At 60.5% G+C, this 11,135-nt stretch carries 11 protein-coding genes, 1 tRNA gene and 1 pseudogene; 7 read left to right on the top strand and 6 right to left on the bottom strand.

Translation table 11 applies throughout. The annotated features are described in order from the left end of the window. The first annotated feature begins 740 nt into the window (after window positions 1-740). From Q1V60_RS04680 to Q1V60_RS04670, 3 genes are all read left to right on the top strand, one after another. Window positions 741-1,214 (top strand): STY4534 family ICE replication protein, encoded by a 474-nt coding sequence (locus Q1V60_RS04680; protein WP_300627867.1) that lies wholly within the window; start codon window positions 741-743, stop codon window positions 1,212-1,214. A 75-nt stretch (window positions 1,215-1,289) separates the two neighbouring features. After that, window positions 1,290-1,817, top strand: a complete 528-nt coding sequence (locus Q1V60_RS24935) for a TIGR03751 family conjugal transfer lipoprotein (protein WP_363321054.1) — start codon at window positions 1,290-1,292, stop codon at window positions 1,815-1,817. Further along, window positions 1,817-4,645, top strand: a complete 2,829-nt coding sequence (locus tag Q1V60_RS04670; protein ID WP_300627865.1) for a conjugative transfer ATPase — start codon at window positions 1,817-1,819, stop codon at window positions 4,643-4,645. The genes Q1V60_RS24935 and Q1V60_RS04670 overlap by 1 nt, the downstream gene beginning before the upstream one ends. Before the next feature lie 56 nt (window positions 4,646-4,701). Here the strand turns inward: Q1V60_RS04670 and Q1V60_RS04665 are convergent, their stop codons facing one another. Continuing rightward, on the bottom strand, window positions 4,702-5,253 hold the full coding sequence (locus Q1V60_RS04665) for a hypothetical protein (RefSeq protein ID WP_300627864.1): 552 nt from the start codon (window positions 5,251-5,253) through the stop codon (window positions 4,702-4,704). A gap of 394 nt (window positions 5,254-5,647) precedes the next feature. Between Q1V60_RS04665 and radC the strand changes: the two genes are divergently transcribed. The 3 genes from radC (at window position 5,648) to Q1V60_RS04650 (ending at window position 6,988) form a co-directional block, all read left to right on the top strand. Next, window positions 5,648-6,136, top strand: a complete 489-nt coding sequence (radC, locus tag Q1V60_RS04660) for a DNA repair protein RadC (protein ID WP_300627868.1) — start codon at window positions 5,648-5,650, stop codon at window positions 6,134-6,136. Window positions 6,137-6,184: 48 nt separating this feature from the next. Beyond that, window positions 6,185-6,442, top strand: a complete 258-nt coding sequence (locus tag Q1V60_RS04655; protein ID WP_300627863.1) for a DUF1778 domain-containing protein — start codon at window positions 6,185-6,187, stop codon at window positions 6,440-6,442. Between the two features lie 246 nt (window positions 6,443-6,688). Next, the gene (locus Q1V60_RS04650) at window positions 6,689-6,988 is read left to right on the top strand and encodes a hypothetical protein (protein WP_124377292.1); all 300 of its coding nucleotides are present in this window, start codon (window positions 6,689-6,691) and stop codon (window positions 6,986-6,988) included. 64 nt (window positions 6,989-7,052) lie between these two features. On the opposite strand, the gene Q1V60_RS04645 is transcribed toward Q1V60_RS04650, so the two are convergent. Beyond that, window positions 7,053-7,547: a DUF2165 domain-containing protein gene (locus tag Q1V60_RS04645; protein WP_300627856.1), complete on the bottom strand. Its 495-nt coding sequence runs from the start codon at window positions 7,545-7,547 to the stop codon at window positions 7,053-7,055. A gap of 209 nt (window positions 7,548-7,756) precedes the next feature. Here Q1V60_RS04645 and Q1V60_RS04640 point away from each other — a divergent pair, with 209 nt between their 5' ends. Then, complete coding sequence (locus tag Q1V60_RS04640) at window positions 7,757-8,689, top strand: TIGR03756 family integrating conjugative element protein (protein WP_300627854.1); 933 nt, start codon at window positions 7,757-7,759, stop codon at window positions 8,687-8,689. Between the two features lie 17 nt (window positions 8,690-8,706). On the opposite strand, the pseudogene Q1V60_RS04635 reads toward Q1V60_RS04640, so the two are convergent. From Q1V60_RS04635 to uvrC, 4 genes and pseudogenes are all read right to left on the bottom strand, one after another. Further along, window positions 8,707-8,871: pseudogene (locus Q1V60_RS04635) on the bottom strand (Arm DNA-binding domain-containing protein); the annotation flags it as partial. A 228-nt stretch (window positions 8,872-9,099) separates the two neighbouring features. Next, window positions 9,100-9,175, bottom strand: a tRNA-Gly gene (locus Q1V60_RS04630). Between the two features lie 60 nt (window positions 9,176-9,235). After that, window positions 9,236-9,796, bottom strand: a complete 561-nt coding sequence (gene pgsA, locus Q1V60_RS04625; protein ID WP_034119069.1) for a CDP-diacylglycerol--glycerol-3-phosphate 3-phosphatidyltransferase — start codon at window positions 9,794-9,796, stop codon at window positions 9,236-9,238. Between the two features lie 32 nt (window positions 9,797-9,828). Beyond that, on the bottom strand, window positions 9,829-11,135 hold a 1,307-nt coding region (gene uvrC / locus Q1V60_RS04620; protein WP_300627842.1), incomplete at its 5' end, for an excinuclease ABC subunit UvrC.

Here is an 11,135-nt window from a genome sequence, read left to right as displayed (position 1 = left end):
CATTGGCGGGCTTCTTTTTTGTCGGCATACATGCACCTCTAGCTACATGTTATGCCCGAACACAAAATTTCTGACAGTCTCTGCGATGGATGTCCAATTTCTCCCCCCGAAGCCTCAACCGTTTGAAGGAAACCGATGCTTCCTTCTCGACTCGGCGAACGATCATCAGCTTCAAGAGTGACTGCAGCCCCTCAATCGTTTGGTTACCAGCCACCACGACTGGTCGACAATCCAATGGATCATTGAATGTTCCAGGATCGGCGTAGTAGACCTTTCTATGGTAGAGCTGCTCCACCATCCGATCACTGAAACCGAGATACTTGTACAGACTCTTAGGCTCTGCTCCCGCCATAACTACCACTCCATTTCAGTCAAGCGTTGACAATCATCCAGTCTCAGCCAACCACTGAGCAACTTACAAGAGGGACGCGGCCAACCTTCCGTTGAGTTTAGGGTTGTGCCCACAGACCAAAAGACACATGCAGTGCCTTAGCCGCCAGTTGATCGTTAGCCCATGTTCCGCCGACCCGCTCGGCAACATGCCCAGGTGGCCCCGATCTTCAAGGCCACGGCGCCCAGGCGCTGATCACCCGTTCGCGTCGCATCCTCGTGCGAACACCGTTGCTGCAACGGTCGATGCCGCTCTTCCCCGCCAGCTCAACTCTGGCATTCGACCCGTGGGGCCACGTCCCTACCGGGTGTCTCCACGTTCATGTCCTACCGAACCGAAGGAGACTGTCATGTCCCAATCATCTGCCGTCGCCGGCGAGGCGACCTACTTTGATCTGCACACCCAAGGCCTGGGTTACCTCAACCGTATCCGCGAGGTCACGCCCAGCCGAGGCAAGGCGTTTTTGGCCTGCACCATCGCCGCCCTCAATGGCCCGACCGAGTCACCCGAGTACCGCTACTTCGATGTCACCGTCTGCGGCGCCGAGGCCCGGCAACTGGTCAATCGTTACGCCGAGGCCGTCGAACAGGGCCACAAGGTGCTGATGGGTTTTCGCCTCGGCGATCTATGGACCGATCTGTTTCGCTACAGCCGTGGCGAGAAGGCCGGCAAAACCGGCGTCAGCCTGAAAGCGCGGTTGTTGTTTGTCAGTTGGGTCAAGGTCAATGGGAAGCTGGTCTATCAGGCCCGGCCTAAGGCTGAAGCCGACGATGCCGAAGCAACACCGGCCGCAGACGCGCCGGCGATTGCCGAGTCCATCTAGACCCGTATTCCGTTCATCCATCCGACGGCGTCACGGCTTGCCGTGACCTCGTCGTACGCTATGGAGGATTCCGCCATGGAAACCGCATGCGCTGCCGCCCCGCGCTTTTCGCCGGGCATGATCGTCGCTACGGCCGGGGTTCAAGCCCTGATCGAAAGCATCTCCTTTCAGCCTCTCACCTACCTGCTGCGCCATCTCCATGGCGATTGGGGCGATGTCGATCCCGAGGACTGGGAAGAAAACCAGTCCGCACTGGAGCACGGCAATCGTCTGCTGCCCCACGGCGATGCCACGATGCTGGATGTCTGGAACCAGCAGACCGACGGCGGCTCTTCGACGCGCCGCCTGCTGGACGCCCGCCAGACGCTACGCCGCCCCTTGCAGCCGCCGGTGCCGATAGTCGATCAGACCGGCTACACCCGCACCGCGCAAAGCGAAATCTACCGCCAGTTCCAGCGCCTGCCCAACCCGGACCTGGTGATGTATGTGTTCCCGCATCTGGCCGGCAGCGAGTCGGTGCCAGTGCCCGGTTACAGCACGGTGTTCCCGCTGTATCAGCGGGTGCACTACGCCCTGCCCGGCGAGCGGGTCGAGGACTACTGATGAAACGCGTGCAGCGTCGGCCGGGGGATGCCTGGCAACGCTATCTGGCACGGCTACGCGGCCTCGGCATCCCCGCACCGGGGCGTGACGCTACTCGCCGTCCTGCCACCCGCGCCGACGAACAGCAGCTGTACACCGCGCCGCTGTCTTTTGTCGATCTGCTGCCCTGGGTTGAGTACCTGCCCGACTCGCAGAGCCTACTGCTGGATGACGGTCAATCGGTGGCGGCGTTTTTCGAACTGAGCGCCATCGGCACCGAGGGCCGGGAGGCCGAGTGGTTGTGTACCGTGCGCGATGCACTGGAAAACGCCTTGCAGGACAGCTTCGATGAACTGGACCAGCAGCCATGGGTGGTGCAGCTCTACGCCCAGGACGAGACCGATTGGGACGAGTACCTCGCCGGGCTGCGGACTTACATGCAGCTGCGGGCGCAGGGCACGGCGTTCAGCGAATTCTATTGGCGTTCCATGCAGCAGCATCTGCAAGCCGTGGCCAAACCCGGCGGGCTGTTCGAGGACACGACCGTCAGCCATCTACCCTGGCGCGGCCAACGCCGCCGCACGCGGCTGGTGGTGTACCGGCGTACAGTGGGCACCCCGTCACGACGCGGCCTGCCCCCGGAAGCAGCGTTGACGGCCGTCTGTGAACGCCTGCTCGGTGGCCTCGCCAATGCCGGCGTCCACGCCCGCCGCCTGGAGGCTGCCGCAATCCACGCCTGGTTGCTGCGCTGGTTCAACCCCGCCCCCGACTGGCTGGGCACGGACGTCGAGGCACGACGGCGCTTCTATCGACTGGCCGCGCTTCCGCCACCTCCGCAGGCGAACGAACTGGAGCTGGCCAGCGGCACCGACGTCGCCCAGCGCCTGTTTTTCCGTCAGCCCCGCTCGGACGCCGAGCACGGCGTGTGGTGGTTCGACGAACAACCGCATCGAGTCATTACCCTGGACCGGCTGCGCAGCCCACCCGGCATTGGCCATCTGACCGGTGAGACCGCCAAGGGCGGCGATGCGCTCAACGCTGTGTTCGACCAACTGCCGGAAGACACCGTCTTGTGCCTGACCCTGCTCATCACCCCGCAGGATCGGCTGGAGGCCCAGCTCAACCACCTGAGCCACAAATCCGTGGGCGACACCCTGGATTCGCAACAGACCCGCGAAGATGTCGAACAGGCGCGCAGTTTGATTGGCCGCTCGCACAAGCTCTATCGCGGATCGCTGGCGTTCTACCTGCGCGGCCGTGACCTGCCGGAACTGGACGCACGCGGCATGCAACTGGCCAATGCCTTGCTCAATTCCGGCTTGCAGCCAGTGCGCGAAGAGGATGAAGTGGCGCCGCTCAACAGCTACCTGCGCTGGCTACCGTGCGTGTTCGATCCGGAGCAGGACAAACGCCAGTGGTACACCCAACTGATGTTCGCCCAGCATGCGGCCAACCTCGCACCGGTCTGGGGCCGCAGCGAAGGTACCGGCCACCCTGTCATCACCTTGTTCAACCGTGGCGGCGGGCTGATCACCTTCGACCCGCTGAACCGATTGGATCGGCAGATGAACGCGCACCTGTTCCTGTTCGGCCCGACCGGCTCGGGCAAGTCGGCGACCTTGAACAACCTGCTCAACCAGGTCACGGCGATCTACCGACCGCGGCTGTTTATCGTCGAAGCCGGCAACAGCTTCGGCCTGTTCGCCGACTTCGCCCAACGCCTGGGCTTGAGCGTGCATCGACTCAAACTCGCGCCCGGCGCTGGAGTCAGCCTCGCACCGTTCGCCGATGCCCGCAGGCTGGTAGACAGCCCCAGCCAAGTCAAAACCCTGGACGCCGATGCGCTGGATGATGACGACAGCGAGACAGCGCACGAAGACGAACGCGATGTGTTGGGCGAACTGGAAATCACCGCCCGGCTGATGATCACCGGCGGCGAAGACAAGGAAGAACAACGCCTGACCCGCGCCGACCGCAGCCTGATTCGCCAGAGCATCCTGGATGCGGCCCGTCACTGCTCCAGCCAGCAACGCACGGTGCTGACCGAAGACGTGCGCGACGCCTTGCGAGCCATGGGTCAGGATCTTGCCTTGCCCGAATCCCGGCGCGTGCGCCTGCTGGAAATGGCCGATGCCATGGACCTGTTCTGCCAAGGCAGCGACGGCGAACTGTTCAACCGCGACGGCACGCCCTGGCCCGAGGCCGACGTGACCCTGGTCGATCTAGCCACCTACGCCCGCGAGGGATACAACGCGCAGTTATCGATCGCCTACATCTCGCTGATCAACGCAGTGAACAACCTGGCCGAACGCGACCAGATGCTCGGTCGGCCGATCATCAACGTCACTGACGAAGGGCACATCATCACCAAGAATCCGTTGCTGGCACCCTATGTGGTCAAGATCACCAAGATGTGGCGCAAGCTCGGGGCCTGGTTTTGGTTGGCCACGCAAAATCTGGATGATCTGCCCAAGGCCGCCGAACCGATGTTGAACATGATCGAATGGTGGATCTGCCTGAGCATGCCGCCGGATGAGGTGGAGAAGATCGCGCGGTTTCGTGCGCTGACCCCGGCGCAGAAGGCGTTGATGCGCAGTGCGCGCAAGGAGGCCGGCAAGTTCACCGAAGGGGTGATTCTGTCCAAGTCGATGGAAGTGTTGTTCCGCGCGGTGCCGCCGAGCCTGTACCTGGCTATGGCGATGACTGAACCGGAGGAGAAACATCAGCGTCATCAGTTGATGCAGGCTCATGGCATCGATGAGCTGGAGGCGGCGTTCAAGGTAGCGGCCGAGTTGGATGGCAACCGGGGGATCGAACCGCTGGTCGTTGACCTGCCGGAGCCTGACTAATCCGCATTGGGATGCTGCCGTGCCACACAAATACTACCGACCAATAACGCCGTTCATCATATGGGCTGCGGAGTTCGATATACCTGTTCGGCCGAACGCCAGAGAGTATCGAAGGTATCCCAACTCATCAAACCGTTACCCCGTTTAAGATTGATGCTCATGCCCGGCACGTTCTCAAATAGATGTTCGTTCACCAAGTTCATGAAATCTGTATTGAATTCACTCTTCAGCGGCACTGGATATTTACCTACCCAGTAGATGGCGTGCGTATAGAGATCAAGAATCCCTTCCTGAAGCTCAGAGACATCGACCTCCGCAAGCTTCCTGAGCGGGTTCAGCTTGTGAACTTTGTCGAACTTGATCGCCTTTGATACGAGAATGGCCTTGTAAATCAACTCCATCGACAAACCACACAACATCACAAAGACATCATGAGAAGCCACCGACATTGAATAGCCCTTGGGGTAGTCAAGCCACTCGGTCACCGCATCGCTGTGCGAAATGCTGTAGTGGATGGCGCCTGCAGACGCTCTCATATCCGCTGATTTATTGAACCAATAAGCTGGCTCCTGCATCCGCCTGTCAAATTCTTGCTGAGAAAAATCCATGTTTACTCCGTAGGTTCGACCACAAATTAGACCCTCCTTTATACCTGCTGGCGACGGTTTCAGTGCATGGATAGAAATGGACACCCAAAATACCCGAGCAAAAAAGCGTATCGACGACTGTCGCATTGCGACTGGCATCCATCGATGCGCCGCCGTCTACTGAATACAGTGATAGAGGTGAAAGCCTACCTCTGAATGTCGTGTCGCCTGGTTTTGTCGGTGACCCGCCCAGGTAGTCGAGATCTTCAAGACTACGACGCGTCCAACGCGTGATCCCGCCGCCTGTATGGCATCCATCCCACTACACAACCATCTTGTGCCTATCCCGGAAGCCCCTGCCTCCGGGCGGGAGCTTTCCACTTCTCCCTGGAGACTCCCCATGGCTAAACCACCAATGATCAACGACGCGATAGCGCCGGCCACCCCGTCCACCGCACTGACGGCCAACGAAGAGCAACTGGTCCACCAAGCCCTCCGCGTACTGGAGCAGCGCCTGTTCCACCGCGGGCCTCGCCTTGAAGACCCGCAGAGCGTACGTCACTACCTGCGCCTGGCGTTGGCCGCTGAGAAAAACGAAGTGTTTTCCATGCTATTCCTCGACAACCAGCATCGCGTCCTTGCCTTCGAACCGCTGTTTCAAGGCACCGTTGACAGCGCAACCGTGTATCCACGAGGCGTTGTACAGCGCGCCCTGGCGCACAATAGTGCCGCCGTGATCTTTGTTCACAACCATCCGTCCGGCAGTACCCAACCCAGTCACAACGACATCGTGCTGACTCAGGAGCTGAAAAAGCTGTTGGACGTCATCCAAGTCCGGGTTCTTGACCATTTCATCATCGGGGAGGGCGAGCCGTATTCATTTGCAGAGTCCGGTCAGCTTTAATTCCCCTACGGCATGTAGACGCAATGCCAACCACTGGAGATCCCGACGATGATCCACAGTACGTCCCACAACGCTCAGCTCATCCTGCGCATACCCCCGCGACAAGTCGCCGTTCTGCGGCAGGCAGCCAAGCTGAGCAACAAATCGCTGACCGATTTCATTCTCGACAGCGCCTGCCAGGTCGCCGAGCAGACCGTGCTCAACGGCGAACAAGCCCAGACCTTCGTTGAGCTGCTTGACCGGCCCGTGCAAGACAATCCCGGTTTGAAAGACCTGCTGAGCCGCCCCGTTCCGTGGTGCAACTGATGCTTTGGACGCACCCGCACGCTGCTTGACTCGCTGAACCTCAAGGCGCCCGACTCGGGCGCCTTTTTTGTCCTATCGGTCAACATCCAACGTCCTGCTGTAGCCGACTTCCGTCATCCTACAAACACTTTGCCGTGGGCTCGGTCTCGATTTCGTCCAGGTGATTGTGGGCCCCACATACGCGCTCCTAGACTCCGCCGCCGTAGGGCAGATCTCTGCCGCCACCACTCGCAAGGAGCCACACCCGTGACCAAGACCTCAACCGCCCTCCTACTGCTTGCACTGACCAGTCTGCTGGCAGGCTGCGCCACCAACCCCAACGTTCTGCAGATACACAAAGTCACCGCCGAAACGATCGGCCTGGCGTCCACGGATGAGCTGACCATGGGCCCGGTAACCAAGGGCAAGGAGGACTTCCTGGGTGGTGCTGAACTGACCTTCAAAGCCACAACTGCGAAAGGACGCGTGTTCAACTGCTCGACGTTCATGACTCCGGGCATCCTGCTTGAGCCGCCGAAGTACTCGCGACTGACCTGCACGAAGTAAGCCTGATATCCGGTGCGGGCATCGCGCGCACCGGCTATGCGGATAGATGCCGGTGTGAAGCGCGTCAGTCGCAATCCGCATCTGGCTGATTGAGAAATACCAGCACACCCAAAATGGCCGCATAGAATTTGAACGCCGCATTCTGGCCGTTCCATTCCTGGGATTGCCACATCAAAAACCACTCGCCACCGATCACCATGAAGCCAAAGAACCACACCAGCAGGCCAGCGGTGAGGCCCGCGACGGCGCAGGCTTTGGCACGATTAAACTGCTGGCCGCTGCGGTGCCGGGCGCGCCACAACAGCAACGCACCAACGGCCAACAACATGGCCGTCAGCGCCTCACCCGCAATGATCAGCCAGTAGGCCGCGTGCCATAGCCACGACATGTTGAGCGCGCGCCACATGGCGGCGTTGCCGGGGAAGGTGGTATCCATGCTCAGCACGTGCTGGACGAAGTTGAAATTGGAGGTGTAGTCGGTGAGATTATTGAACGCCGCCAGCGCCGCGAAGGCCGCCAACATCACAACCAGGATGATTTTTGCGTAACGAATGCCCATGCTGTTTCCCTTAAATGCCTGAAACGTCCAGTACGCTACACCTACGCCAACTCACAAAATCCGAGACAGATCCATTTGTGACGTACGAATCTGCGGAATAGATTCCAGGCAGACCCAATAGGGGGAGCGACGGCCCCTCTTTTCCTCGCGCCATGACCTGTATTCCGCGCTCAACTACCCCTTGAATTCCCCACTGGTAGTTGATCCCCATGTACCGTCGACACCGTTTACCCGCTGCTGTAAGCCTGATCTTGCTAGCCGTGGCGGGCAGCGCCACCGCCATCGACAGCGCCACTCTCGCCAGCTCCAGCCTGACCCCAGACTGCCTGGCCTACCGCATTGCCGGCGCGTGCTACTGGCTGCGCTGCACGCCCTACGGCTGCAAGGTCAAAACCTCGGTGAAGGTGCGTCACTATGTGCCGGACGCGGTGGTGTCGAGCTATGCCGACACAGGGAACAACCCGTGGCGCGAAGTCGCGTTGATGAGCCCGACCAATCCCGCCTCGCAAGGTGGCGGCGACAGCACGAGCAATCAGGCCAACGAAAACGCACTACTCAAGTTCAAGAATGCGGACGTGATCGGCCATCCGGGCACGCTGGTGTTCAATCGCTTCGCCAGCCAGTTCGGCTACAGCTGCACCGGTGCCGGCACCGCGTACAGGCCGTATCTGCTGAGCAGCTTCGACTTCCTCGCCTGGCGCTACAACCTTCCCGAGATGGCCTACCCGGAAGCCTTAACCCCCGGTCAGCGTGAAGTCGGTGTCGCCGGGGATCTGTGGGGCAGCGTGTACCCGCGCGGCGGTCTCCTACAGCAGGCGGATGACCACAAGGCCGCGGCCGTGGTCGCCCAGCGCGCCGGCGATGTCGTCACCCGCAGCGGTCAGCCGCATCTGTATCAGTCCTTGCTGGCCCAGGCGCAACCGGGCTATTGGCCGGCCGGCGCACTGCGCGAGAACGATGCCGACAGCGGCAAATGGCAACGGCTGCAACCGGACCTGTCGATGAGCTGTGCGGTGTTCCCCAATAGCGAGGTGTTGCCGCAGGCCGAGGATGGCGCGTATGCCTGGGGTTTGTGGCGCCCGTATAGCTGCTGCAAGCGCGAGGGCCAGTTGTTTCTCGGCAGCACCGACACAGGGAGTTGAACGATGAAGACCCACTATGTGCCCAACGACATGCGCTTTTGCTTGCCGCTCCAGCAGTAACGGAAGTACCACGAACGCCCGCCCGAGGCCGTCACCGCCAGGGAAAGGCCGTCAATATCGCCGAGGGTGTAGTCTTTGCCGGTGGGCTTGGCCTGCCGGACGGCAGCATCTGAAAGAGCAATGCTTCTAGCCTCCTGAAGGTGGAATTCAGGGCTAGATGTTCAGCAAATGACTCGTCGGGCTCCTGCAACAATCCGATTTCGACGCCCGCCATTTTCATGGACTAGATTCTGGACTAAAAACGTCCGGATACCCGTGGCTTTCGATGGATGCTGATGGACGAAAAAAGACGCCGAAGCGTCTCTTTTCAATGACTTACAGACTTCCTTAGAACTCTGTAGATCGATGTATGGAGCGGGAAACGAGACTCGAACTCGCGACCCCGACCTTGGCAAGGTCGTGCTCTACCAACTGAGCTATTCCCGCTTGGTGGTGCGCATTCTATAGAATCTTGAGCACCCGTCAACCCCTTGATTCAAAAAAGTTTTATTTCTTTTCAACCGTGGTGCGCAGGTGGGGCCAGGCGGCACGCAGGTATTGCAGCATGGACCACAGCGTCAGGCCCGCAGCGATGAGCAACAAGGCGTAGCCGGTGAGTACCCAGAACGAGAAGTCCGACGGGTTGGCCAGCAGGATAACCAGCGCGAGCATTTGCGCGGCGGTTTTCCATTTGCCCATGTTCGACACGGCGACGTGGGCGCGGGCGCCGATTTCGGCCATCCATTCGCGCAGGGCCGAAACGACAATCTCGCGACCGATGATCACGGCGGCCGGCAGGGTCAGCCACAGGTTGCCGTGCTCCTGCACCAACAGCACCAGGGCCACAGCGACCATGAGTTTGTCGGCCACCGGGTCGAGGAACGCGCCGAACGGGGTGCTTTGCTCCAGGCGGCGCGCCAGATAGCCGTCGAGCCAGTCGGTAGCGGCGGCAAAGGCAAATACCGAACTGGATGCGACATAGCTCCATTCATACGGCAAATAGAACAGAAGAATAAAAATCGGAATAAGCAGTACGCGTAGAACGGTGATCAGATTAGGGATATTCATCGGCACAACTGGCTACGAGGTGAGAAGGCATTCTATTCGCTGTGCAGATTGGCATAAATCAATTCAGCGAGTTTTTTACTGATACCGGGTGCTTTGGCTATTTCGTCAATGCTGGCACGGGAGAGCTCCTGCAAGCCACCAAAATGTTTTAGCAAGTCTCGACGCCGCGTCGGGCCGACCCCTGCTACCCCTTCCAGGGTTGAGGTTCGGCGGGTTTTGCCGCGGCGCGCACGGTGACCGGTAATAGCGAAGCGGTGGGCTTCGTCGCGAATCTGCTGGATCAGGTGCAATGCCGGGGAGTCGCCCTTCAAAGTGAACTCATGGGCGGCATCATTCAAGTACAACGTCTCGAAACCGGCCTTGCGCGTGGTGCCCTTGGCCACGCCAAGCAGGATCAGGTCGGGCACGGCCAGTTCGTTGAGGACGTCGCGGGCCATGGATAACTGGCCCTTGCCGCCGTCCACCAACAGAATATCGGGCAACTTGCCCTCCCCGTCCTTCAACTTGCTGAAGCGCCGCGTGAGTGCCTGGTGCATGGCGGCGTAGTCATCGCCGGCGGTGACGCCTTCGATATTGTAACGCCGATAGTCAGACTTGATCGGGCCTTCAGGGCCGAACACCACGCAGGAGGCCACGGTGGCTTCGCCGCTGGAGTGGCTGATGTCGTAACACTCCAGGCGCTGGGGCGGCTCGTCCAGGTTAAGCACCTCGGCCAGGGATTCAAAGCGCGCGGCTACGTGCTGTCGATTGGCCAGACGTGCGCCCAGGGCCTGTTCGGCGTTAGTCACGGCCAGTTGCTGCCAGCGGGCACGGGTGCCGCGAACGCGGTGGCTGATGTCCAACTCACGACCGCGCAGTTCGTGGATCGCCTCGATCAAGGTCGGGAAGTCTTCGTGGACCACGTTGACGATAAGCTCCGACGGCAGGTCGCGCTCAGGGCTGCTCACATAGTATTGGCCGAGGAACGCGGCCATCACCTCAGAGACGTCTTCGTCGATACCGGTCTGCGGGAAGAAGTTCTTGCTGCCCAGCACTCGCCCGCCACGCACGCTGATCAGGTGCACACAGGCGCCACCCGGGTTGACGAACGCCGCGATCACGTCGACGTCGCCAGTGCCGCCTTCCATGCTTTGCTGGTCCTGGACGCGGCGCAGCAACGATATCTGGTCGCGCAATTCGGCTGCCTTCTCGAAATCCAAGGTGCTCGCCGCCTGCTCCATCGCGCCGGACAACTCATCGGTAAGCGCGTTGCTGCGCCCCTCGAGGAACATCACCGAGTGACGCACATCCTCGGCGTACTCCGCCGGCTCCACCAGGCCCACACAGGGTGCCTTGCAGC

The sequence above is a fragment of the Pseudomonas sp. genome (assembly GCF_030147005.1).
In the GTDB taxonomy this organism is placed as follows: Bacteria; Pseudomonadota; Gammaproteobacteria; order Pseudomonadales; family Pseudomonadaceae; genus Aquipseudomonas.
The sequence above is the reverse complement of the archived record's forward strand: the minus strand, read 5'-3'. Positions and strand labels throughout refer to the sequence as shown.